This is a genomic window from Candidatus Epulonipiscium viviparus (assembly GCF_000171335.1).
Classification (GTDB): Bacteria; Bacillota; Clostridia; order Lachnospirales; family Cellulosilyticaceae; genus Epulonipiscioides; species Epulonipiscioides viviparus.
The window spans coordinates 1-25,047 of sequence record NZ_ABEQ01000046.3 but is presented as its reverse complement, the minus strand read 5'-3'; the positions used below and the strand labels follow the sequence as shown (position 1 = coordinate 25,047).

22 protein-coding genes are annotated in these 25,047 nt (G+C 36.6%); 4 read left to right on the top strand and 18 right to left on the bottom strand.

The features are described from left to right. A partial coding sequence (locus EPU_RS07645) for an MBOAT family O-acyltransferase (RefSeq protein ID WP_304411980.1) occupies positions 1 to 811 on the bottom strand: 811 nt, incomplete at its 3' end. Between the two features lie 229 nt (positions 812 to 1,040). On the opposite strand from EPU_RS07645, the gene EPU_RS11945 reads away from it, so the two are divergent. After that, positions 1,041 to 2,819 carry an FAD-dependent oxidoreductase gene (locus tag EPU_RS11945; RefSeq protein WP_052296487.1) on the top strand — a complete coding sequence of 593 codons (1,779 nt, stop codon included), beginning with the start codon at positions 1,041 to 1,043 and terminating at the stop codon, positions 2,817 to 2,819. A 4-nt stretch (positions 2,820 to 2,823) separates the two neighbouring features. Here EPU_RS11945 and EPU_RS07635 read toward each other — a convergent pair whose 3' ends face one another. The 11 genes from EPU_RS07635 to EPU_RS07585 form a co-directional block, all read right to left on the bottom strand. Further along, the gene (locus EPU_RS07635) at positions 2,824 to 3,585 is read right to left on the bottom strand and encodes an ABC transporter ATP-binding protein (RefSeq protein ID WP_010168133.1); all 762 of its coding nucleotides are present in this window, start codon (positions 3,583 to 3,585) and stop codon (positions 2,824 to 2,826) included. After that, a complete protein-coding gene (locus tag EPU_RS07630) occupies positions 3,578 to 4,603 on the bottom strand; it encodes a FecCD family ABC transporter permease (RefSeq protein WP_044149828.1) in 1,026 nt (341 codons plus the stop codon). The genes EPU_RS07635 and EPU_RS07630 overlap by 8 nt, the downstream gene beginning before the upstream one ends. A 60-nt stretch (positions 4,604 to 4,663) precedes the next feature. Next, a complete protein-coding gene (locus tag EPU_RS07625) occupies positions 4,664 to 5,635 on the bottom strand; it encodes an ABC transporter substrate-binding protein (protein ID WP_010168131.1) in 972 nt (323 codons plus the stop codon). A 24-nt stretch (positions 5,636 to 5,659) separates the two neighbouring features. Beyond that, positions 5,660 to 5,827, bottom strand: coding sequence for a hypothetical protein (locus EPU_RS13625; protein ID WP_010168130.1), 168 nt, complete (start codon positions 5,825 to 5,827; stop codon positions 5,660 to 5,662). 12 nt (positions 5,828 to 5,839) lie between these two features. Beyond that, positions 5,840 to 7,249, bottom strand: coding sequence for an Asp-tRNA(Asn)/Glu-tRNA(Gln) amidotransferase subunit GatB (gene gatB, locus EPU_RS07615; RefSeq protein WP_010168129.1), 1,410 nt, complete (start codon positions 7,247 to 7,249; stop codon positions 5,840 to 5,842). Between the two features lie 12 nt (positions 7,250 to 7,261). Further along, the gene (gene gatA / locus EPU_RS07610) at positions 7,262 to 8,680 is read right to left on the bottom strand and encodes an Asp-tRNA(Asn)/Glu-tRNA(Gln) amidotransferase subunit GatA (RefSeq protein WP_029488223.1); all 1,419 of its coding nucleotides are present in this window, start codon (positions 8,678 to 8,680) and stop codon (positions 7,262 to 7,264) included. A gap of 15 nt (positions 8,681 to 8,695) precedes the next feature. Further along, positions 8,696 to 9,598 carry an Rpn family recombination-promoting nuclease/putative transposase gene (locus EPU_RS07605; protein WP_010168127.1) on the bottom strand — a complete coding sequence of 301 codons (903 nt, stop codon included), beginning with the start codon at positions 9,596 to 9,598 and terminating at the stop codon, positions 8,696 to 8,698. Positions 9,599 to 9,613: 15 nt separating this feature from the next. Beyond that, complete coding sequence (locus EPU_RS14475; protein ID WP_330360219.1) at positions 9,614 to 9,751, bottom strand: Asp-tRNA(Asn)/Glu-tRNA(Gln) amidotransferase subunit GatC; 138 nt, start codon at positions 9,749 to 9,751, stop codon at positions 9,614 to 9,616. Between the two features lie 23 nt (positions 9,752 to 9,774). Further along, positions 9,775 to 10,761 carry an Rpn family recombination-promoting nuclease/putative transposase gene (locus EPU_RS07595; protein WP_010168125.1) on the bottom strand — a complete coding sequence of 329 codons (987 nt, stop codon included), beginning with the start codon at positions 10,759 to 10,761 and terminating at the stop codon, positions 9,775 to 9,777. 15 nt (positions 10,762 to 10,776) lie between these two features. After that, a complete protein-coding gene (gene aspS, locus EPU_RS07590; RefSeq protein WP_029488222.1) occupies positions 10,777 to 12,840 on the bottom strand; it encodes an aspartate--tRNA ligase in 2,064 nt (687 codons plus the stop codon). Positions 12,841 to 12,947: 107 nt separating this feature from the next. Next, positions 12,948 to 14,240, bottom strand: a complete 1,293-nt coding sequence (locus tag EPU_RS07585) for a uroporphyrinogen decarboxylase/cobalamine-independent methonine synthase family protein (RefSeq protein ID WP_029488221.1) — start codon at positions 14,238 to 14,240, stop codon at positions 12,948 to 12,950. Positions 14,241 to 14,505: 265 nt separating this feature from the next. Between EPU_RS07585 and EPU_RS11940 the strand changes: the two genes are divergently transcribed. Together EPU_RS11940 and EPU_RS07575 are read left to right on the top strand one after the other, a co-directional pair. Further along, positions 14,506 to 17,367: a transglycosylase domain-containing protein gene (locus EPU_RS11940; RefSeq protein WP_052296486.1), complete on the top strand. Its 2,862-nt coding sequence runs from the start codon at positions 14,506 to 14,508 to the stop codon at positions 17,365 to 17,367. A gap of 133 nt (positions 17,368 to 17,500) precedes the next feature. Further along, the gene (locus tag EPU_RS07575; protein ID WP_010168121.1) at positions 17,501 to 18,736 is read left to right on the top strand and encodes a hypothetical protein; all 1,236 of its coding nucleotides are present in this window, start codon (positions 17,501 to 17,503) and stop codon (positions 18,734 to 18,736) included. On the opposite strand, the gene EPU_RS07570 is transcribed toward EPU_RS07575, so the two are convergent. The 3 genes from EPU_RS07570 to EPU_RS07560 all read right to left on the bottom strand — a co-directional run bounded on the left by EPU_RS07570 (position 18,733) and on the right by EPU_RS07560 (position 21,474). After that, the gene (locus tag EPU_RS07570; protein WP_010168120.1) at positions 18,733 to 19,896 is read right to left on the bottom strand and encodes a cation:proton antiporter; all 1,164 of its coding nucleotides are present in this window, start codon (positions 19,894 to 19,896) and stop codon (positions 18,733 to 18,735) included. The two genes, EPU_RS07575 and EPU_RS07570, sit on opposite strands and share 4 nt — an antisense overlap. 69 nt (positions 19,897 to 19,965) lie before the next feature. Then, complete coding sequence (gene pth / locus EPU_RS07565; RefSeq protein ID WP_010168119.1) at positions 19,966 to 20,529, bottom strand: aminoacyl-tRNA hydrolase; 564 nt, start codon at positions 20,527 to 20,529, stop codon at positions 19,966 to 19,968. Between the two features lie 12 nt (positions 20,530 to 20,541). Continuing rightward, entirely contained in the window at positions 20,542 to 21,474 is a 933-nt protein-coding gene (locus tag EPU_RS07560) for a magnesium transporter CorA family protein (RefSeq protein WP_010168118.1), read from the bottom strand. Positions 21,475 to 21,632: 158 nt separating this feature from the next. On the opposite strand from EPU_RS07560, the gene EPU_RS07555 reads away from it, so the two are divergent. Next, positions 21,633 to 21,875: a hypothetical protein gene (locus EPU_RS07555; protein WP_010168117.1), complete on the top strand. Its 243-nt coding sequence runs from the start codon at positions 21,633 to 21,635 to the stop codon at positions 21,873 to 21,875. Between the two features lie 89 nt (positions 21,876 to 21,964). Here the strand turns inward: EPU_RS07555 and EPU_RS12780 are convergent, their stop codons facing one another. The 3 genes from EPU_RS12780 to EPU_RS07540 form a co-directional block, all read right to left on the bottom strand. Further along, positions 21,965 to 22,591 carry a lecithin retinol acyltransferase family protein gene (locus EPU_RS12780; protein WP_010168116.1) on the bottom strand — a complete coding sequence of 209 codons (627 nt, stop codon included), beginning with the start codon at positions 22,589 to 22,591 and terminating at the stop codon, positions 21,965 to 21,967. 66 nt (positions 22,592 to 22,657) lie between these two features. Next, a complete protein-coding gene (locus EPU_RS07545; RefSeq protein WP_029488220.1) occupies positions 22,658 to 23,467 on the bottom strand; it encodes a hypothetical protein in 810 nt (269 codons plus the stop codon). Beyond that, positions 23,468 to 24,937, bottom strand: coding sequence for a hypothetical protein (locus EPU_RS07540; RefSeq protein WP_029488219.1), 1,470 nt, complete (start codon positions 24,935 to 24,937; stop codon positions 23,468 to 23,470). Between the last annotated feature and the right edge of the window lie 110 nt (positions 24,938 to 25,047).

Genomic DNA, 25,047 nt, shown 5'->3' with positions numbered 1-25,047 from the left:
CCCATGCCAAAAATTGCCAAGCCGCACCATGCCATAGCCCTGTTAATGCCCACACAATAAATAAATTACGGCGCAATTTACCTCTGCTTACGCGAGATCCTCCCAACGGAAAATATACATAATCTCTAAAAAAACTACCCAACGAGATGTGCCATCGGCGCCAAAATTCACTCACCGTCTTCGCAATATACGGATAATTAAAATTCTCTGCAAATGTAAAACCAAATATTCTTCCAAGCCCTATTGCCATATCGCTATACCCCGAGAAATCATAATAAATTTGCAATGTATACGCAATTGCTCCAAGCCATGCAAAGCTGGTTGAAAGGTTATCACTTGCAAATGCGGCCTCCGATATGATCGCAAAATTGTTAGCCAAAATTACTTTTTTTGCCAGACCTTCAATAAAACGCTTTACGCCATAATCGATTTGAGCCCATGTAATACTACGTTGATTGATTTGCTTTTCAATATCTGTATAGCGCACAATTGGTCCTGCTATAAGCTGTGGAAACAGCGATATGTATAACCCCAAATTAATTGGATTCTTCTGCGACGGTACATCTTTTCGATACACATCTATTAAATACGAAATAGCTTGAAACGTAAAAAATGAGATCCCAATAGGCAACGGCAAATTCATGCTCGGCAAATTTATATCTAGTAAATGATTTATATTCTCTACTATAAACCCTTCATATTTAAACACAAATAAAATCAGCAAATTTAAAAATACTCCCGTCACCAAAACTTCTTTTCTATCGCTAATGCAAAGCCCTATGATATAATTGAAACATATGCTAAATAGCATTAGATACACATAGCTAGGCTCCCCCCAAGCATAAAAATATAAGCTCGCCAAAAATATAAAGATATTCCGCATCGGCAAAACAAAGTATCCTATTAATACAATTGGCAAAAATACAAATAAAAATGTCATGCTTGCAAAAATCATTTAATCACCACACATTCATTTTAGATCTATTTTACACCACATTTTACTATGGGACAACTACTTTAAACACATTGGAGGATTAACGATGAGAAAATTTTATATGATAACAATCTTTTTATTTTGTATGACCTTTAACATCTTTGCAGCAGACTTTGACGTTGCTGTTATAGGCACAGACCCCGAGGGCATTGCCGCGGCCGTAAGCAGTGCTAGAAACGGAATGCGCACACTGCTTATCGATACTCGCGACAAAGTTGGAGGCTTATTTACACTAGGAGGTCTAAATTCTCTAGACATGAATTATTCATTGGATGGTACTCTATTGACGCAAGGGATTTTTGAAGAATTTTTTCTTGCTATTCACCCCGAAAATGCTTTCGCTGGATTTTGGGACAAACGCGATTCATTTGATATTGCAACAGCCGAGAAAATTTTCTTATCAATGATCGCAGCTGAGGACAACATCACGCTTATTCTCAATGCGGACGACATYTTGCCCGCTGTTACAGAAAATAAAATCACACATATAACTGCTAACAATACTACATTTACAGCCAACGTCTTTATCGATGCCACACAAGATGCGGACATTGCGGCGGCCGCTGGAGTTCCCTATACAATCGGCGGGATGGACATYAATAATCCTACACAAATTCAGGCAATCACACAGGTATTTAAAATAGATAACGTCGATTGGGCCGCACTGCGAGACGGAATTTATTCTGATACGGCCTATTATCAAGCCGAAATGAATGCGTATTCAGCCTGGGGATTTTTAGATATAATGAGAGCATACACGCCTGCTTATCCAGACAATGTAAAAGTTCGAGGATTAAATGTGGGGCTACAAAACGACAATTCGGTACTCATCAATGCTATGCAGCTCATAGGCTTTGACCCTCTTAACCAATCTGAATTAAGCGCCGCCAAAAACATAGCTGCAGACGAATGCGAACACATTGCGGCATATATAATTGCAAATATTCCTGGATTTGCCAATGCAACATATGGCGGCATAACAGAAGAACTATACGTACGCGAATCCAGACATATCATCGGCGAATATACTCTCAGTGCCAGCGACATGATGAGCCACATGAATTTTTCTGACAAGATTGCTTGGGGCAGTTACCCAATCGATATTCAAACTACTAGCATAGACAACTGGGGCTACATCATTGGCGATCCCGATGCATATAGCATTCCATTTCGTTCCATCATCCCCAAAGTAATCGACAACCTCCTCATCGCCAGCAGAAGTGCCAGCTACCACAGCATTGGCTTTGGCAGTGTTCGAGTTGTGCCTATCGGAATGGCTATTGGGGAAGCAGCTGGCGTGGCCGCAGCATACGCGGTAAATACCAACGCTACTTTTCGAGACTTCGCTTATAATTCTTCTATGATCTCTCAAATACAGCAACAACTTATTGCCCAGGGAGCATTTTTGGCCGACCTCGACTTGCCTTATGCCTACGAGGGGCATCCATTTTCTAACGGTATCTCCTACGCCTATAATGCAGGAATCATAATCGGCAGCTACAATAACGACATTCACCTAAACGACCTTGCAGCTGCGCCAGATGTTATAGAAGCTTTTCACAAATTTATTCGCATTGAGGAAATCTCGATGCCATTAAACGAAGCCTATCTTCAAAACGAATATGTAACCACAATTCAGCTCGTCTTTGCTATCTTCGAAATGCTTTCCATAGCTGATACCAACATTGACAAACGCATCGTGTTACATGACGCCGGCATAATTTCTGAACAGCTTTTTCACAATATGAATAATCAGGTTATGATCACTTATTCAGATCTCTATCAAGCACTATACGAAATAAGTCAGTATCTAAAAACGGCATAGGTATCTACAGCGCATTTAGTTTTTCTTGCATTTGCTTAAGATAGGCAACTACATCAAATCCATACGCATTCTTTAATTGATCATACTGTACCGCATCCGCTGATCCATCAAACTGAATCATCCCGCGTCGTAGCAGCAGCAGTCTATCAAAAAATCGCAATCCCTGCAGCACATCATGTAGCACCGCTATCACCGAATGCTCACCATCAGCGCTCCACTCTGCCAAAAATGTGAATAATTCCATCTGACTTTTTAGATCCAAATGATTGGAAGGCTCATCTAGCAAAATCACTTTTGGTTCTTGCGCCAATGCCCGTGCCAGCAGCACCTTCTGTAGTTGCCCCCCTGAGAGGGTATTGATGCGCCTATCTTTTAACTCATACGCTCCCACCGCATGTAGGCAATAATCAACATATTCATAATGCAATTTCGCAGGCTTCTCGAAAACATTTTTTGAAAGCTGATTATACCTACCCAACATTACAGTATCATAGACAGTGTATGGAAAATATATATTTGTCATCTGCGATAGGCGGGCTATTTTTTTGCTCAACTCAATTGGCTTTTGCTCGCTCACTTCTTTTCCAAACAATACAATGCTTCCTTCATATTGTAAAACTCCGCTAATTGCCTTGAGAAGCGTTGTTTTTCCAGAACCATTTGAACCCAATATACATAAATTTTCTCCCAGAGATACTTTGAGACTTACATCTTTCAAAACCATTTGCTTATCGTATCCTGTCCTCAAGTTTTTTATATCAAGCATCGACCCTGCCCTCCTTGCTATCTTTTTTAAAAAATATATACATAAAAAACGGTGCACCAATCAGCGCGGTCACTGCTCCCACTGGCAATTCGATTGGATTTGCAATAACTCGCGAGCAAATGTCGCATCCAACCATAAAAAGCCCTCCAAACATAGCAGACATGGGTATCACAATTCTATGACTGACTCCAAAAATTCTTCTCGTAACATGCGGTGCTATYAGATCAATAAATCCAATTATTCCCACAAATGAAATAGCGCAGCCCGTCARTCCTGCAGCAAATATAAGTATCCCCCACTTGGCTTTCTTAACATCAATGCCCATAGAAAACGCCTGCTCTTCTCCAAAACTCAAAATATCTAGCTCGCGTGATTTTATACACAATACAAATATTCCTATAACCGAAATCACAGTAACAATGACAAGCTCAATGGGCTGATTTCCTGCAAAGCTCCCCATCTGCCACAATATAATTCTTTCCGCTTGATTTTTAAATACTGCAATTAAAATAGACATCACCGCACTCAAAAATAGCGATATCACCATTCCTACTAACACTATCGTAATATTACTTATCTGGCGATCCAGTTTTGTCGATACAGCCACCACCGCAAATACCGTTAAAATTCCGAAAGTCATTCCCAAGAGCGGCAATGTCAAAATTCCAAAAAATGAAAATCCACCTATAATGCAAATGCTAGCAGCAACGCTTGCACCAGCTGAAACACCCAATGTATACGACGATGCCAAGGGATTTTGCAATACCGATTGCATAGCAGAGCCAGATGCCGATAGCGCAGCTCCCACCACAAATGCCATCAAAGTTCTCACAGTTCTTATGTTCCATACGATGCTTACCTCTGGAGCAGTTACACTTTCGCTCAATGCTACGCCAAAAAGCTTATGCAAAATTATYGATACCACATCTGCAGGTGGAACAAAAACAGAACCTATTCCGATTCCCAAAATAATCGCTATTACAACCAAAACAACAGTTATCCCCATCTTAACTTTCATCACAATTCCTCCCCTAACTCAAATAAAAGCCGCCGCAATTATCGCGACAGCCTACTTCACTTAAAATAACTCTGGATACATATCCTTTGCCATCTCTCTAATTCCGGTCAAAATATTTCTAGTAGGTAACGAAGTTGGGTTGTTCTCCACTAAAAACACTTCTCCATTTTTTATTGCTGTAATATCTCCCCAGCCATTTCTCTTTTCAATTTCCGCAACAGCATCATCTACATACGTTACGTTTGTAATAATGACATCAGGATTTGCCGCAATCACCATCTCATCTGTTACACTAATCCAAGACGTTTGGTCATCTGCAAAGACGTTCTCTCCTCCTGCAATAGATATCATTTGGTTTAAATAGGTTTCGTCTCCTGTACTATACATATATGGAGCAGGAGAAATTTCAAAGTAGACACTCTTTTTATCTTCGATTTTATCTGTAATAGCCGATATCTCCGCTATTTGCCTTTTCATATCTTGAACCAAAGCATCTGCCGTCTCTTTTTCTCCCAGCAATTCTCCCATAAACTCCAAATCTAAATATATATCTGCTATAGTGTTAGCGGTAGGAAAGCTTGCAACAGTGGTCCCCATTTTTCTGAATTCTATTAATGGATCCGCACCGCCCTCGGCAGTCAATTCTCCCACCAAGATTAAGTCTGGCTCTAATACAAGCAGCCCTTCCATGTCAGGATTTACCATGTCGAATACTTTAGGTTCTCCTACTACACCATCTCCTTTGTCATAACTTGTTATCGCAACAATTCTGTCACCATACCCTAAATCCACTAATAGCTCGGTTATTGCTGGTGCATATGAAACCACTCTAAAGTAGTTATCCAATGCCTCTATTTCAGCACCACTTCTATCTATCAACTTTCGCAACTCCGATGGTCGATCCGATAACTGATCCACCTTCTCACTAACTTTTTCTGGAGTTACTACCTCCGATTCTTCGGCTCCAAAGAACCACCAACATCCCAAAATTAAAATGGCACAGAGTATTACTATCGCCGCAAATCTTTTCATCTTGACCTCCTATTATCATTCGACTTATTCTGCCACTGCGACAGCTTCGGGTGCCAAAGATTCACTTTGCGCCACCGGAACTACTACTTCTGTTTCAGGCTCTGATCCATAAAACCACCACCACCAAACCACTAATAGTACCACTATAATTATTACCATAGTCCATATAATGCCAGCTTTATTATCCTTCATGATGACCTCCTATTATTTTGACAGTTCTTTCTCTAGTAATTTACTAACCACTACAGGATTTGCTCTTCCACCAGTTTTTCCCATTATTTTGCCAATAAACGATTTAATAACAATACTTTTACCCGCTTTATACGCAGCCACAGACTTAGGATCTGCCTTTATTGCCTCTAATACCAATTTTTTTAGCAATACCTTGTCATTGATTTGAAGTAGATCATTTTCTTCCACGTACTTATTTACATCGATATTTTTGTCCCACGCATCTTTTATCAACTTCTTGGCAACGCTACTATTAATTTTGTCGCCGCTGGCTAGGTTAGAAATATCGGCTATGCTTTTATACGAAATTTTGATTTTATCATCTTCTACCATTTTCAGAACTTCTGTAATAATCAAGTTTGCTAGTATTTTTTTATTTTTAGCATATACTGCTGCCTTTTCAAAATAATTTGCAACCTCTTTTTCATTTGTTAGCAATTCCGCATCGTAAGCGTTCAGTCCATAATTTTGCATATACTTTTGCTTTCTTTCATCTGGCAATGGCGGTATTTCCTTTTTCAATTTCTGAATTTTTTCTTTTGAAGTTACTATTGGCGCCAAATCTGGGTCCGGAAAATATCGGTAATCGTTTGAATCTTCCTTTGTTCTCATAGAATATGTTTTTCCCGTAGCTTGGTCATATCGCCTTGTTTCTTGTACAACTTCACCTCCAGCTTTCACAATATCAACTTGTCTCTTAAATTCGTATTCTATTGCTTTTTGAATAAACGTAAACGAGTTTAAATTCTTCATTTCTGTACGTGTTCCAAACTTTTCTTCTCCTTTCTTTCGCACAGACAAGTTAACATCGCATCTCAAGGATCCTTCGTTCATTTTGCAGTCAGAAATCCCTGTATACAATATTATTGCACGTAACTTTTTGAAATATGCAACTGCTTCTAATGAACTTCTCATGTCTGGTTCTGATACAATTTCTATCAACGGTACCCCGCATCTATTGCTATCTATAAACGTTCCTTTTTCTTTGTCATGAATCAGCTTCCCGGCATCTTCTTCTATGTGAATCCTTGTTATTCCTATTTTTTTTGCTCCACCTTCTGTTTCTATTTCTATATATCCTCTCTCGCAAAGTGGTTCATCAAACTGTGATATTTGATATGCCTTAGGCAAGTCGGGATAAAAATAATTTTTTCTATCTTGCTTTGATACGGCTCGTATCTTACATTTTGTTGCAAGCCCCGCCTTAATGGCATAATTTACCACTTTTTCATTCAACACCGGAAGCGTTCCTGGCATTCCCATACACACCGGGCAAACCTGCGTATTAGGCTCTGCCCCAAACGTTGTCTTGCATCCGCAAAATATTTTTGTCTCTGTATTTAATTCACAATGGACCTCAAGTCCTATTACCATTTCGTACATAATTTTCTCCCTCTAACGTGCTTCATAAGCATTTGCAATTTGATATAATAAAGCTTCACTAAACATATTTCCAATCAGTTGCATTCCTATAGGCAACTCCTCCGAATCTACTCCACACGGAATGCTGATTGCCGGCACTCCAGCTATATTCACTGGCACAGAGTAAATATCTCCCATATACATCTCCAAAGGATTTTTTGTCTTCTGCCCAAGTTTATATGCCGTTGTTGGTGCCACAGGCGAGATTATTGCACTGCTATCTTTAAATACTTCATCAAACTCTTGCTTTATCAGTGCTCTCACTTCTACGGCTTTTTTATAGTATGCGTCATAATATCCTGCACTCAACGCAAATGTTCCTAGCATGATTCGACGCTTAACTTCTGCTCCAAAGCCCTCGCTTCGAGATTTTTTATACAAGTCCTCAATATTTTCATAGTCATCAGTTCTATAACCATATCTGACCCCATCAAATCGCGACAAATTTGAAGATGCTTCAGCGCTAGAAATTACATAATAGGCAGGTAGCGCCAACTTTAACGATGGCATAGAAACTTTTTTCACCACTGCCCCCATTTTCTCGTACTCTTTTATTGCCGCTACAATTGCCTCTTTCACTTCTGCTTGAATAGCGTCACCTTCCAGATATTCTTTCGGTACTGCAAGCTTYAATCCTCGAACTCCTTTTTCCAAATCTTTTGTATAATCTTCATATTTATACACTCTAGAAGTTGAGTCACCTTTATCATGTCCCACAATTGCGTTTAACACCATGGCCGAATCTTTTACCGTATGAGTTAATGGTCCAATTTGGTCAAACGATGAYGCAAACGCCACCAATCCATTTCTAGAAATCGAGCCATACGTAGGCTTCATCCCGACCACTCCACAAAATGATGCGGGCTGCCTTATCGATCCTCCTGTGTCACTCCCTAGTGTAAAGACCGCCATATCCGCCGCCACTGCTGCAGCCGAGCCTCCACTGCTTCCACCTGGCACTCTTTCAAGATTTTTGGGATTTTTTGTTATATGAAAATGCGAATTCTCATTTGATGAACCCATAGCAAATTCATCCATATTCAACTTGCCTAGCATTACCGTTTCTGCGGCCTTCAATTTTTTTATTACAAACGCATCATATTCTGGAATAAAATCCTCCAACATTTTTGAACCACAAGTAGTGCGAATTCCCTTGGTACACATATTATCTTTTATTGCGCAAGGGATTCCAGTTAGCGTTGTTGCGTTCCCTGCCGCTATTGTTGCGTCCGCCAGTTTAGCCGCCTCCATTGCCTCTTCCTTGGTCACTAGCAAAAAGGCTTCTATCTCTTTATCCTTCGCATCTATTTTTGCCAAATATTCTGTYGTTACTTCAACCGATGAAATTTTTTTATCTTTAAGCATTTTACTTAATTCTGAAACTGTATACATATTTTCTCCAATCTACTAACTCAAATTTTTAATTATTGCCTTTACTTCTTCTATTGATAATTCTGCCAACTCAGCAATCATTGCAATACTAATTTTTTTATCCAATCCTCTTTTCACGAATTCTTTTTTATTTTGTTCTATTCCTTGCTTTATTCCTTGTTTTATTCCTTGCTCTATTCCTTCAGTATACGCTGTATGATACTGACTTGCACTTTTTCGCCTCTCGTCTAGAAAATTGTTATATTTAGATCGTTCTTTTTTACTCATTTTTAATACATCCAAGCGCTCTTTTGCTTTATCAATACTTTTTGCAGTTGCTCCTTCTCTTACTTCACTGTTTTTAAACATATATATCCAGTCATCTAAATCCGTTTCTACATTATCATTAAACAGCCTCGTATTGATCAAGTAATATTCCGGAAAAATTTCTTTATAATTCTTTTTCTTACTTTTTATTCCTATATATTTGTCTGCCTTTTCTGGAATTAAATTTTCCTTTGTTTTTATATCTCGGAATGACATTTCTCCTTTATATACGCATTTTGTTCCTATATCAAAATACGATATACTAATCGATATCACTTTTATTACTTCTTCGTATCTTGCTCCATCTGATAGATTATTTCTTATTGTTCTACTTGTTTCATATAGCAATCTTTGCAAATAATCCGATTCCGCTGCATACTGGATTTCTATTATCATTCTTCGATTTTGCTCATCTCTTGTTAGCAAATCTACTCTATTAGACTTTAAATCAATGTCATTTTTATTGTTTTCACTTTCTAATATTTCCAATATTTTTACTTCTTCGTTTAGCAGTGCGTATAAAAATCCTTCCAATATATCAAAATTTGACTTCTCTCTTAGTATATACTTCATAGCGTAGTCAAATGAGATCACTTCTCTTCCTTGTTTCATACGTTTCCTCCCATGCTATTCTATTACTTTTTTTATCAAAATCATTCCGTTTTCTTTAGTTTTTGCATTACTTAACATTTCATCTCGGCGATTTATATTTGTAACCACGTCTGTTCTTAACACATTCGTTACTTCTGCCGTCGACGGCTTAATGTATACATATTTTCTCCAATCTACTAACTCAAATTTTTAATTATTGCCTTCACTTCTTCTATTGATAATTCTGCCAACTCAGCAATCATTGCAATACTAATTTTTTTATCCAATCCTCTTTTCACGAATTCTTTTTTATTTTGTTCTATTCCTTGTTCTATTCCTTGTTCTATTCCTTGCTTTATTCCTTGTTCTATTCCTTGTTCTATTCCTTGTTCTATTCCTTGTTCTATTCCTTGCTTTATTCCTTGCTTTATTCCTTGCTCTATTCCTTCAGTATACGCTGTATGATACTGACTTGCACTTTTTCGCCTCTCGTCTAGAAAATTGTTATATTGAGATCGTTCTTTTTTACTCATTTTTAATACATCCAAGCGCTCTTTTGCTTTATCAATACTTTTTGCAGTTGCTCCTTCTCTTACTTCACTGTTTTTAAACATATATATCCAGTCATCTAAATCYGTTTCTACATTATCATTAAACAGCCTCGTATTGATCAAGTAATATTCCGGAAAAATTTCTTTATAATTCTTTTTCTTACTTTTTATTCCTATATATTTGTCTGCCTTTTCTGGAATTAAATTTTCCTTTGTTTTTATATCTCGGAATGACATTTCTCCTTTATATACGCATTTTGTTCCTATATCAAAATACAATATACTAATCGATATCACTTTTATTACTTCTTCGTATCTTGCTCCATCTGGTAGATTATCTATTATTGTTCTACTTGTTTCATATAGCAATCTTTGCAAATAATCCGATTCCGCTGCATACTGGATTTCTATTATCATTCTTCGATTTTGCTCATCTCTTGTTAGCAAATCTACTCTATTAGACTTTAAATCAATGTCATTTTTATTGTTTTCACTTTCTAATATTTCCAATATTTTTACTTCTTCGTTTAGCAGTGCGTATAAAAATCCTTCCAATATATCAAAATTTGACTTCTCTCTTAGTATATACTTCATAGCGTAGTCAAATGAGATCACTTCTCTTCCCTGTTTCATACATTTCCTCCCATACTATTCTATTACTTTTTTTATCAAAATCATTCCGTTTTCTTTAGTTTTTGCATTACTTAACATTTCATCTCGGCGATTTATATTTGTAACCACGTCTGTTCTTAACACATTCGTTACTTCTGCCGTCGACAGCTTAATGTTGCTTGTATCTGCTTCTTTCAATTGATTTGCAAATTCTATAATCGACAATAAATCATCTTTCAACTTCTCCTTTTCTTCTTCTTTAATTGAGAGCATCGCCAATGCCGCCACTTTATCTACATCCACATCTACATCATTACTTTTCGCCTTTTTCTTTACTATACCCTCCGCTGTATAAAGTCCTAAATTTAACACTTCTAGTTGCTCATCATCTACTAGATTTGGTGCATTTGTCATCAAACAAGAAGCATCCTTTGTCTTCGGAAATGCTATAACTTCTCGCAATGAATTTGCTCCCACTAGCAGCATTACAAGCCTATCTAACCCAAACGCAAATCCTGCATGCGGCGGAGTTCCATATTTAAACGCATCTACCATAAAACCAAATCTCTCTTTAATTTCTTCATCAGAAAATCCTAATGCRCTAAACATCTTTTGCTGTATATCTGCATCATAAATTCTTACACTCCCACTTCCCAATTCAACTCCATTTAACACTACATCATAAGCTTGTGCTCTGACCGCTCCTTTGTCAGTTTCTATTAGCGAAATATCTTCTAAATATGGCATTGTAAATGGATGGTGCATTGCCAAATATCGCCCTTCTTCTTCCGAATATTCAAACTGCGGAAAGTCGGTTACAAACAAAATTTTATAATCATCTTTTCTTCGCAAATTAAATATATCTGCTATTTCTAAGCGCAACACTCCCAAAACTTTGCGAACTATATCTAATTTATCTGCACAGAATAATATAAAGTCTCCATTTTTCGCTTCTGTCTTTTCAATAATTGCTTGAATATCGCTCTCATTAAAATATTTTTTTAATATCGAATATATTTCTCCATCCGGGCGAAGTGATATCCACGCCATACCTTTTGCTCCAAATGTTACTGCCGTCTTTGTCAATTCATCAATCTGACTTCTGCTGAGCACATCTCCACCTTTTATACAAATAGCTCTAACCACGCCACCTTGGTCAACAACATTTCTAAATACAGAAAATTCACACACTCTTGCGACTTCTGTAATATCTACTATTGGCAAATCAAACCGCAAGTCTGGCTTATCGCTGCCATATTTATCCATTGCAGTCTTCCAGGTAATCCTCGGAAACCTATCATCAAATTCTATATTCATAGAGTGTTTAAATATATACTTAAACAACTTTTCCAAATGTCTAAGCACATCTTCTTGCTCTACAAATGACATTTCCATATCTACTTGCGTAAACTCTGGCTGCCTATCTGCCCTCAAATCTTCGTCTCTAAAACATCGTGCAATTTGGTAATACTTATCAAGCCCTCCTACCATTAGCAATTGCTTGAATATCTGCGGCGACTGTGGCAATGCATAAAATTCTCCTGGATGTACACGACTGGGTACCAAATAATCTCTTGCACCTTCTGGCGTCGACTTAGTCAGCATAGGCGTTTCCACACTAATAAATCCATCGTTATCCAAATAATCTTGCGTCAATTTCTGTATCTTGTGTCTAAATTTTAAATTGCTTATCATAGCTTCTCGACGAATATCTAAAAATCTATATTTCAGCCTCAAATCTTCTCGCACTTCTTCGTCTAATGAAAAGGGCAACGGCGACGCTTCAGATAATAATCTACAATCTTCTGCATAAAGCTCCACCGTCCCTGTTGCTATCTTTGGATTAATAGTTTCATCATCTCTAAGACGGATTTTTCCCCTCACTTGCAATACACTCTGATTCTTTACTGCTTCTATTATCTTAAACTTATCCTTTAGCATTTCCAGGTCACATACTATTTGCAGCGTACCTTCTCTGTCATGTAAATCAATAAAAATTATCCCTCCCATATCTCGTTTCGTATTCACCCAGCCACAAACCTTTACGCTAGATTTCATATTACTTTCTCTAATATTTCCACAATAATGCGTCCTTAACATCTTTTCCTCCTAAATATTAATAAAAAAACACTCAACTTTTGTCGAGTGCTTCTTATTTTTAAAGTCATCTATCATTATAAAATATTACTGCAATCTGTCAAGATACTCTATTGATAATATTCCTCTATTAGTCTTCTGGTCAGATCCGACCATTCTCTAATTTTTTTATGCGGATTTACGCCTAAAGTACCTCCTATATTCAACACTAGTTCTGCATTACAATTATATTTTTTAACAGCCTCTAATACTCCTCTAATTTCTCTTTCCACTGCCACTTTATCGAGATTTTCTCCCAAAAATGGTACTCCAGCCGGTTTATAGCTATATACAAAATCACGACCTATGTTCTTTGCGGCCAGCTCATATTTATTCCACTCGGATATAGAAATTTTACGAGCATTTCTAAACTTACGTATTAAATCAACTTTATGCCCTAACACTTCACAGCAACCTACATTAATATACTTAAAGCATTCATTTAATTTTCTATCATACATATAGCTAAATTCTTCATGCATATCATTTGAAACGCAGGTAAATGCTTCTGCTATACTACCTCCCCAAGACTTATCCAATGGAATTTTATCCTTAAAATAATCTCCCGGTTTCACATCTTTATAGTCTTTAATTCCAGTGGCATATTTAAGCCCAGACGAAGATCCAAGAGGATCCGACAAATCATAGTTGCCCCATAATCCATTATTTACCAACAAATCAAGTCCTTTTTTATATTTATCTGCAATTGTTTCTAGCAACTCATGTACCCACTCCGGATCATCAACCATATCAATATATGCTTGCTCCATACCTCTAAACCAAGTAAATTGATCAGCTAGCTTACTTCCCCAAGCCGCGGCTCTTTTTACCACCGTCAATACAGGTTCAAAAATTTCTTGTGTCTGCTCAAAAATTTCCTCGGCAACATCTTTATTATATTTTAAAATAGGATCCTTAATAAGCGCAATATCTTCTGGCTTTATAATAATTGGTGCCAATTCATATGCACCAGATCCATCATCCTCTGCCGAACGAATCATTTTTTTTGATGGCAGCCCGCCAAATTGATCTATGTTATATCCAAAATGAGCCGCAATAACAGGTTCAACTACATTATCATCGCCAAGCTCTTTAATATAGAACATTCGCGTCTTAAAGTGCTTTTCATATTTAAGTGCAGCTTGAGACTTACATTTATAACTATCCTCCGGAAAAACTTCATTCAATGCAGCTGGCCAGTAGTGATTCATAAAAAGAGGTTTTGCATTAGGTTTTAGRTCATTAATATCATACCAATTTTGAATTTTAGATTTATTTTCTTCTGTATCTGCTATCTTTTTGTATTCAGTTGCAAGTTCCAACAAATAATCTCTTTCAAAATCGCTCATTCCTAAATTTTTCATATATGTTACTCCTTTTAATATAATTAAACTACATCACGTCGTCATCATCTGCTAAGCAATTCTATCATAACCCAAATTATAAAAAATATCAATTTTATTTTCTCGTACAACTTTATTGCTATTGATATATGCATTTTTTTTTGGTATACTCTATCTTAAAGGAGTTTTAACAACTGCTAAAGCAACTTTGTCATACTAAGTAAAATTTTAAAAAAGGAGGAAGTTGCCCAATAAAACCTTGTAAATTCCTTTTAAGTGAAGTAGAATGGCAATTATGTTTATACAGTTTTATAATTGTGGCAACGAATCATACATGGATTATTCAAAGAAAATTAAAGAGGAGAATGATGCTGAACAAAAATCTCATCGTGAGATTAAACGCACAACTCTCCTTGGCTTTAAAATTTTTTTGATTGGTTTAGTTATTGTAGTTTTTGGCGTATGTGGAGCAGCTCTTGCCTGGGTGTTAAATGTTATAGATGCAGCTCCAGATGTAAACACATTAGACCTTAAACCCAGAGATAATTATACCACTTTTATATATGATGTTTATGGCAATGAAATAGATCGTCTAAATAGTAACCAAGGCGAAGCTCGAATTTACGCTACTCTGGACGAAATTCCATATTATCTTCAAAAGGCACTTATTGCCATAGAAGATGCCCGTTTTTACCAACATAATGGTGTAGATATAAGGGGAGCTTTGCGTGCTATACTCGTAAATATACAAACAGCTTCACTATCAGAAGGAGCTAGTACCATCACTCAACAACTGATCAAAAATAATATACTAACCACTGACAGAACGTTTGAAAGAAAGCTTCAAGAAATGTATCTTGCATTGCAATTTGAAAAAAAATATGATAAAGATCTTATTCTTGAATACTATTTAAATACACTAGCGCTAGGACATGGAATGAACGGAGTCCAAGCAGCATCTGATAGGTATTTTAACAAAGATGTATCCGATTTGACTTTAGCCGAATCTGCCATACTTGCTGGAATAACACAATCTCCATCTAACTTTAGCCCTGTTACCAACCCAGAAGCAAACTGGGATAAAGCTCAACTTATCCTTCACAATATGGTAGAGCAAGGATATATAACAGAGGAAGAACGACTAGGAGCTCTTGCCGAAAAAGCATTACCAACAAATCCTCAATTTACACAAGATGCACAAAACGCTTTAGATGAAAATCCAAATATAGAAGTTGTTTCTGCGATACCCGGGTCAGATACTATTCAATTCTATACCACAAGATCAGGCGATACCGCACAAGGAACACTTTTTGGCAAAATAAGTGCTCTCAATGACGAATTTGTAGCCGCAATAGTACCACACACTTCTTTTGTGGACGCTGTTATTGACTCTGTAATTCGAGACTTTGTTGCAGAAGCAGATATGACAGAAGACGAAGCTACCAATATGTTATATGGTGGAGGACTAAAAATATATACTACGTTTAATCCTGAAATACAAGAGATAGTCGATCGTGTGATAAATAACGGCAACTTGTATCCTAATAATGAGAAAAAAATTCAGGTAGATTATCGTGTTTCTGTTATCAACGATGATGATACTCAAAAACACTACAGCGCAATAGGATTTGTTTCAAACTTTTATCAAGTAGATTCATTTAAAAACACAAAGTTAAAAGAATGGGGCATTACGGAGGACATGACCTATTTGGAAACAGTATACGAAACTTTAGAACCTCAAGCTTCTTTTGTAATAATCGATAACCAAACTGGCTATGTTCCTGCATTATCGGGAGGCCGAGGGGAAAAATCTGGTAGCCGTACTTTCAATCGTGCTACACAAGCAACTCGACAACCGGGTTCTACATTTAAAATACTAGCAGCATATGCGCCAGCTCTTGATACCGGACTCCTTTCTCCCGGATCTATYCTTTTGGACGAACCTTTAACAATAGAAATTACGCCAACAGAATTTTACACACCAAAAAACCATGATAACGTATATGTAGGTCCGTCAACAATGCGTCGAGGTATTTGGCATTCTGTAAACACAATGGCAGTTCGCACCGTTCAAATGTTAGGTCTTGATACAGCGTATCAATATATACAAAATTTTGGATTTAGAACACTTAATAAAAATGGTAAAGATAAAGTATACGCATTACCTTTAGGTGGTCTCACTCACGGAGTCACTACAATTGATTTGGCCGGTGCATATGCAGCTCTAGCTAATGCTGGTGTATACCACGAACCAATATTATATACCAAAATTTTAGATATGGACGGAAATATGCTATTTGATAATAGTCCGCCTAGCCCTGAAAATCCAGAAGGACACCAAGAAACTCATCAAGTTGTTTCAGCTTCTACAGCATATTTGCTTACAGATATGATGGAAGATGTTATCAAAATAGGTACAGGAACAAAAATTAATCAAGATTTTTATTCTCATCCAATAGCCGGTAAAACTGGAACAACTAATGAATCAAAAGACTTAACCTTTGCAGGATATACGCCATACTATACTGCTGCCATTTGGTTAGGACACGATATACCAGAAGAACTTACTTCGTCTAGTACACATCATCTAACTATATGGGCCAAAATCATGCAAGAAATTCATGAAGATTTGCCATATCGAGATTTTACACCCACAACTACTGGATATGTAAAAGCCACTGTGTGCTCAATTACAGGAATGAAACCTACCTATAACTGCACCAAAACTCACACAGACTATTTTAGACCGGAACATATAATAGATGAATATTGTACTGGACATCATTCTTCTCCAGAAATGCCATCCTTAGAAGTTAAAGTTGATTTGCCTACCGCTCCTGTAGAAGAACAAGTTATTATAATTCCACCTCCACCACCTACAGAACCGCTTACTTCAACTCTAATACCAGAACCACAATTAATACAAACTCCAGTAACTATAATAGACTCTGTGATACCAGAACCTACACTAGCTCCTGCTCCACCAACTGTAATACCAACTCCCGAGCCATTGCCGTTACCAACTCCGCCATCCGCACCATCGCCAGCAATGCCTCAAATATCAATACCCGAATTATTACCACCTCTAGTTTATACACCAGAGTATCAACCAACTGCAGAAGATGAAGAAGAATTTTTTATTCCTTAAAAAAAAACGTTGTTGCCCCCCTTTATATATTCAATCATACAAAATCATTCCCTCCTTTGCGAGGGGGGGGTCACATGCAACAGACTTCTGTACATATTTACCCCTTTATAACTAAAACTTAGGAGACCAAAACATGGAAAAAATATATATGACATTAGATTGTGAATTTGACGAATTTGGGCTAGTTCGCGAACTAGCTCTTATTTTATTTGATAGAAATAAACTCATACGCGTATTAGAAATTTTTATTAGTCAATCCGGAGCCTCAGATATTAAATTTAAAGAAAATCAAAATAACTATCACATTAATAATCCTCAACCTATGGCCGGATGTATCAATGAATTTTTAAAAGGTTGCGAACAAACATACCCTCTAAATGAAATAAAATTTGTCGGAATGAGCTTAGAACACGATTTAAAATCTCTTGACAAAACAATTAATACTCCAACAAACTTAAATAAATTAAAACAACGGACCCAACTAGAAGTATGTGGTCGGGGCACTTTAGAGATTAAAGCTGATAATTTTAATATTACTAAAGCCCAAATTAAGCATCTCATTAGCAATCTAGCAAGTCCTTTACACACTAGATTTTATAAATTTCACACTGCTTTATATGACGCATTAGTCACTGGATATGTATATCTAAAGGTTATGGGTATCCCGGATGCCATGGAACTAGACTCTCGCCTCAAAAAATGCACTCACACATATTACAAAAATTATCATAACGATTTATACGATAACTTAATGCAGAAGAAAAATAATCCTAAGAAAATTATGGATTCTGAACCCGTCAAAATTCCCAGAAATTTTCCAGAAGTACGCTTTAGAGTTCAAAAAAACCTAAGCAACGTATTCGATATAGCCGTTCGAGAAATTTTCTTCTTCCATTTAACCAAATTTAAATATGAGCCCAGCATAAAAAGAGTAAATTCCCTAAAAGAAAGTATTATGAAAGAAATGTATCTCCTTAAAATAGAAGTTGCTAAATATGATACTACCCCCCAAATCACTGATCCATACAACCCATCGCTTGTTCAGGCTGCCCGAGCATTGATGGAAAATAAAATAACGATCGAAGAATTTGTTGATTTCTCAATATATATGCAGCAATACAATTTGCCCGTCGGTATGGGAACATATTACCGCGTATATAATGAAAAAAAAGAAGTATACGTACGAACTCTTAGCGAAAACACTGCCAAAAAAATGCTTGGCAAATTACCTTACGCTACTATATGGCAATTTAGAAACAAGAGCATTCCTCATTGCAATATAGAAATTCTTCCTGAACCATCAAATCAATTAACCGCAACAACCTCGCCCGCCGCTGCCAATAATAATTTTTTTGACAACGAGTTTTAATCGATTTCCCCTGCTCTTTTTAATGCAGTCTTAGTAAGGGCAGGCCCTATCATTCCATAAATAAATGTTCCACAAAGTACAATTGCTCTGATTTGAATAGCATATTCCGGCACCACGTCTTCTGCCAATAGCGCTAATGCAATAGCAACTCCCTCTTGCGGAATCAGCGTTGCCCCCAAATATTTTTGAACAGTTGCCGGAGCACGCATAATCTTTGCCGCTATCGCTGCCCCCGAAATTTTTCCTACTACTCGAAACACAATATAAATCATTCCCACAAGCCCCAACGTCGGCAATACCGATACATCTAGTTCCGCGCCAGAAATCACAAAGAATATCATATAAAGAGGCGGAGTAATTTCATCTGCTACATCCACAATGCTATCACTTTCAACATACACATTCGCAAACATCGCTCCCATTGCCATACAAGTTAGCAAACTCGAAAATCCAAACAAATCCGCAACGGCAATTGTCAATGCCACAAATGCTATTATAACAGATAGCTGTCCCCCTTTATTCTTAACCCATATAATAGGAAACTTCATTAAAAATCCCAACACAACTCCCGTCACTAATGACCCAAGTATCTGTCCAAAGGGTTCCAACAACATCGCTACCATAGAACCGCTTCCCGTCGCAATTGCCTTTGCAATCGTTACCGCAAATCCAAAACTAATCAAACATACCGCATCATCAAGAGCTACAACACTCAAAAGTGTTTCTGTTACAGGCCCCTTAGCATTATATTCTTTTACCACCATTATTGTCGAAGCTGCGGCCGTCGCTGTTGCTATCGCTCCCAAAACCAACGAAAACGTTAGATCAAAATTGAATAACAACATAACACCCGTTACTAGCAACATAGCACCCAAAGCTTCGAAGATAGCAATAACTATTGGTGCCGCTCCAACACGCCTAAAATAACTCAGCTTAAATTCTCCCCCAACCGAAAACGCTATAAATCCTAACGCCAAATTGGATATAATTGCAAAATCACTAATAATATCAACCGATACAATCTTTAGTAATGAAGGTCCCAGCAATAACCCCGCTGCCAAATATCCTGTTACACTTGGTAGTTTCAGCTTATTGGCTATCTTTTCGAATATCAATCCTACAAGCAACATTATTGCAAGGTCTGTTAATATTGTATCCATTTTAATCCTTCTTTCTTAATTGTTTTTTCTTATCATGATATGCATTACTCCAAAAATAGTTAAAATTTCTTATATTGCATTCAATTTATTCATCGCGGCTTCTATATCTTTTGTAACAAAAGTTGTCACCGCATCCTTAAAGCTTGGCATACTATCTTTAATTTTTTCTATCTCCATGTCTGTAAATTTAGACAATACATAGTCTACCAGCAAATATCCTTCCGGTGGGCGACCAATCCCTATTCTCGCTCTAGGAAAATTTTGGGTTTTGATGTGTTCGATTATATTTTTTATGCCGTTGTGGCCTCCTGCGCTCCCTGTTCTTTTCATTTTTATAACCCCTGTTTCAAATGCTGTATCATCATATATCACCAATATCTCTTCTGCTGTTAGCTTATAAAAATTCATGCATTCTATTAATGATTCGCCACTTAGGTTCATAAATGTCAATGGCTTTAGCAACAATATTTTCTCACCCTCAATTATCCCCTCTCCAGAAATTCCTCTAAATCGGTTTTTGTTCATTGCTATTCCATAATAATGCGCTAAATAATCCACCGCATAGAATCCTGCATTATGCTTTGTTGCGACATATTTTGCTCCCGGGTTTCCAAGTCCAATAACTAATTTCATAACATTCTCCTTTTAAAACATTTTCTTCTTTACCATAACCAAAATCCCCAAAATTACAAATATTGCTGATATTATCAATATATAAGCTAATGCAGCAGGGTTTTTCATAAACGGCACCGGTACATTCATTCCAAACAAACTAAATATCATTGTCGGCAATGCCAAAACTATTGTTATAGATGTCAATCTTTGCATTACTGTGTTCAAATTATTTGATATAACAGATGCAAAGGCGTCACGAGTTTCGCTCAAAATACTACTGTATACGTTTGCCATCTCTATTGCCTGCTTATTTTCTACAATTACATCTTCTAGCAAATCTTCGTCTTCGGGATACTGCTTAATTGTATCCATTCTAAGCATTTTTTCAAGGACAATATCGTTTGCACACAAAGATGTAGAAAAATAAACTAAACTTTTTTCTAAGGTCAATAAATACAACAAATCCTCATTTCTCAGATTTTTAATCAATTGCTTTTCGATTCTGTTACCCACTCTATCAATGCATCTTAAATATTGCAAATAATATGACGCATTTTTATATAAAATTTGTAAGATAAATCTAGTTCTCTTTTTAGTCGAAAAATTTTTAATCTTGTTTTCGGCAAAATCTTCAATCAACTCTACCGCTACATTACATACGGTCACAATAAAATTTTCACATACAATAATTTCTAACGGAACAGTCGAAAATTCTTGTACCGCTCCTTTTTTACGTATAGCCATATCCACCACTATAATCGTATAGTTATCTTCTACCGCAATATGCGCAGTTTCTTCGCTATCAAGCCCTAATATTATATCTGATCTATCTATCCCGGTACTTGCAATTACTTTGTCTACCTCATATTTGTTTGGCACTGTCAGTCGTATCCAGCATCCAGGCTCAATCTCTGCAGTTTCACAGTTCTTTCCCGATGCATCTGTCTTATATATATTAAGCATAACATCATCCTTTAAACTTGTAGTCTATTTTATATATATTTATTTACTAAAAATTTTGTACCATATTATCGGCTTTTTTCTAAAATTTTCCATTATATTGTCCGATATATAAAGAGAGTATAAAGTTGAGATGTATATGATTACAGGAGGTGATTATTATGACATCTAACATTTTGGCCACACTTGCTACCCCTAATGTTTATATCAAACAAGACCGCAAAGTACAACAAGATTTATACCAACTCAAAAAAAAAACGGAAGCAACTACTCAAAAGGTTAATGCAACTGCACAGTCAACCGACGACGAAGACTCTACCGATGATAAACACGATTCAAACCAAGATGCGCAAGAGGCGTATAAAAGGATGATGAATTCGGTAAATATATTCAAAAAATATTAGTTAGCATTCAACAAAACTCATTTTATTATACACAGTGAAGGATATCTGACTATCTTTCACTGAAAAAAAAATAGCCGACATAAATTCGGCTACAGTTCTTTAAACATATCTTTAATTGAGTTTTCTGGAGCAAATGCACCACATCTACACCAACGCACAAATTGCTCGCAGTTATTCGAAAATAAATCATAATTATTCTCACCCATTCGGCTTCTGGCTCGAGATACAATCTCCTCTGCTACATAATGTGCCGGGCTATCTTCGGCTGGTCGAATTCTAATTTTAGAGCCATCTGCAAACGTCTCTATCGAGTCCTCTTTTACCTGCTCTTTTAAATAATGAATAACCCTTCCATTTCCTATATATAACCCATGGTGCGTATAGCCCAATCGCCAAACCCACAAATGATCTCCCACTTCTGGTATTTGATTTTCTATCAATATTTCTTCTTTCCAAGTTTTAGCGTGCAGTGCTTCAAAGCTGTTATTTACATTGTCAATCCCTTTTTTGACTATATCTAGGCCAGCATTTACAGTATTATTAAATTTTTTTACTGATTTGCCAAATTCCGGATTTACCTCATCAAATGTTTCTTCAAACTTCTTCTGAACTTCTCTACCAATTCTACGCAACTCTTCTCTATCATGGCGTGAAATCTCCGGAATCTTGCTATTGAACCCATTTTCTTTCTGCAGCTCCTTAAAGAAATCTAACATAGCTACTCACCCTTTTTAGCATAAATATACACTAACATTATAGCCAAATCATGCACAAAATATAACTCACCAATCCACTTTTTCTGCCCACTTTAGGTCATAATTATTATCTACACAAAACTTATACATAGCGTTAAAATCATTTATCTCCTGCTTTGTCATTTCTGTATGAATACTTTTTAATACAATAACACCATTACGTATATCCGTTGCTAAATTAGGTTTATACGCCACAGCATCTATGTGGGCAAAYTCCACATCCTTCTTATTTTTAAATGGTGTGTTTGTAAACTGGCATTGTGTTATTTTTTCACTCTTAATTTTTTTGTTTTTGAGTGTCGCTCTAGATGAAATCATATCTCCCAAAAACTTGTATTTCAAATGTCTAATATATTCAAAAGTTTTAAATAACCTAATTGATGTATTAACGTAATTTATATATCTACCTTTGGTTCCGCCACTTAACGCATCGGAATAATCCAATATTGCCATCAATGATGGTTGAGAAATATAATCTTTGTCGTTATGAACTACTACTGATGTTACAGCTTGTAGTTGTGGAGGATTGCCTTGGTATATCAAATTTCTTGCTATACCCGGCTTTGTCCTCAAAATATTATGAATTCCCTCTACCCTAAAATACAAAATTCCAGTTTTCGAATCTATGATAGTATGGTTTTGAATTTGGTTATTAATTGCTGTTAATGTGTTTTTATTAAAATTATCCTCTTTATCTCCAATTTTTAATAGGGTCAATTTTTTATGCAAATCAAATGATTTTTGAAAGTTAGGACTATTTTTTAACTCTTCATATACTACTATTTCATTTTTTTGTTCCTTTTTTTGTTCTTTTTGTTCATTTAATTGTTCACTCACTTATGATTTCCCCACCATTCTATTATAAATTTTATTTATCGCACTTGTAGTTTCCTCTAACATGTCCATGTTTTGCTTTTGATCTGGATGGAACATTTTGGCATATTTATTACGCCACTCTTTTGCTTTTTCAGCACTCAAATAGTGTAATCTGGTAATCCCCAAAGACGCGTCAAAAATGGAATTATAATTAATCAATTTATATGCTATCTCATGAATCTCAGACTTAAAAAATCCTCTATTATCAGATTCTCCCAAATCAATTGCTTGTTTCTCTACTCTAACTTCTGTCATTGCTTTGGCCTTAATCTCTTCTCTAACTTCTTTCATTACTTCGGCCTTAATCTCTTCTCTAACTTCTTCCATTATTTCAGCCTTAATCTCTTCTCTAACTTCTTCCATTACTTCGGCTTTTGTAACTTCCATAGCTTCGGCTTTTACTTCTGCCTTTACAGCTTCCATAACTTCCGCTTTTGCTTCCGCCTTGGCAGTTTCCATTACTTCCGCTTTTGCTAATTCCATAACCTCGGCTTTTGCTTGCAACATAATTTCTGCTTTAGCTTCTTCCATTACTTCTGCCATTGCAAATTCCATAACTTCCGCTTTTGCTTCCGCCTTGGCAAATTCCATAACTTCCGCTTTTGCTTCCGCCTTTACAGCTTCCATAACCTCGGCTTTTGCTTCCGCCTTTGCAGTTTCCATAACTTCCGCTTTTGCTTCYGCCTTGGCAAATTCCATAACCTCGGCTTTTGCTTCYRCYWTYRCAGCTTCYAKAACYTCCGCTTTTGCTTCCGCCTTGGCAGCTTCCATAACCTCGGCTTTTACTTCTGCCTTTGCAGTTTCCATAACTTCCGCTTTTACTTCTGCCTTTACAGCTTCCATAACCTCGGCTTTTGCTTCTACTATCGCAGCTTCCATTACTTCCGCTTTTGCTAATTCCATAACCTCGGCTTTTGCTTGCAACATAATTTCCGTTTTGGCTTCTTCCATTACTTCTGCCATTGCAAATTCCATAACTTCCGCTTTTGCTTCCGCCTTGGCAGCTTCCATAACCTCGGCTTTTACTTCTACCTTTACAGCTTCCATAACTTCCGCTTTTGCTTGTACATCAACGATTGTATTTGTATTCTGTTGCTGCATAAAGTTTTGTATCCGCATTATGAAAATTGGTATGTCTACTTTACGTTGGAAATTAATTATTCCCTTTAATTCTAACGTTTCTAATACGTTCAATCTCAAAGCATTAAATTCCGCTTTTTTATCACATACATTATTTAGCATTTGCGTCTCTACACTACCTCGCTCTATCAGCTTTTGCAATTTTGTAATAAACTGATACATTTGGTCAAATCCTCGAAATCCTATAATGTTTACCAAGTTTAAATCTATTAGTATTTCCTTTTTAAGGTCCTCAAATTTTCCCAACTTTTTCAGATCTTCTTTTGTACTAATTTTAATCCATTTGTCCATATACAATTTCTCCTCAATTATAAAAATTTAATTGTCCATTTTATTCTATGTTCCATTTTATCCATATATTACTATATTAATTTATAATTTCCCATTTTAAAAAGCTGCCA

What these genes read in the sequence shown, in the direction of transcription:
- EPU_RS07635 (WP_010168133.1), bottom strand. Translation starts at nt 3,585, where the DNA reads ATGCTTGATATAAAAAACTTGAGGACAGGATACGATAAGCAAATGGTT.
- EPU_RS07625 (WP_010168131.1), bottom strand. Translation starts at nt 5,635, where the DNA reads ATGAAAAGATTTGCGGCGATAGTAATACTCTGTGCCATTTTAATTTTG.
- EPU_RS13625 (WP_010168130.1), bottom strand. Translation starts at nt 5,827, where the DNA reads ATGAAGGATAATAAAGCTGGCATTATATGGACTATGGTAATAATTATA.
- gatB (WP_010168129.1), bottom strand. Translation starts at nt 7,249, where the DNA reads ATGTACGAAATGGTAATAGGACTTGAGGTCCATTGTGAATTAAATACA.
- EPU_RS07605 (WP_010168127.1), bottom strand. Translation starts at nt 9,598, where the DNA reads ATGAAACAAGGAAGAGAAGTGATCTCATTTGACTACGCTATGAAGTAT.
- EPU_RS07575 (WP_010168121.1), top strand. Translation starts at nt 17,501, where the DNA reads ATGGAAAAAATATATATGACATTAGATTGTGAATTTGACGAATTTGGG.
- EPU_RS07570 (WP_010168120.1), bottom strand. Translation starts at nt 19,896, where the DNA reads ATGGATACAATATTAACAGACCTTGCAATAATGTTGCTTGTAGGATTG.
- pth (WP_010168119.1), bottom strand. Translation starts at nt 20,529, where the DNA reads ATGAAATTAGTTATTGGACTTGGAAACCCGGGAGCAAAATATGTCGCA.
- EPU_RS07560 (WP_010168118.1), bottom strand. Translation starts at nt 21,474, where the DNA reads ATGCTTAATATATATAAGACAGATGCATCGGGAAAGAACTGTGAAACT.
- EPU_RS07555 (WP_010168117.1), top strand. Translation starts at nt 21,633, where the DNA reads ATGACATCTAACATTTTGGCCACACTTGCTACCCCTAATGTTTATATC.
- EPU_RS12780 (WP_010168116.1), bottom strand. Translation starts at nt 22,591, where the DNA reads ATGTTAGATTTCTTTAAGGAGCTGCAGAAAGAAAATGGGTTCAATAGC.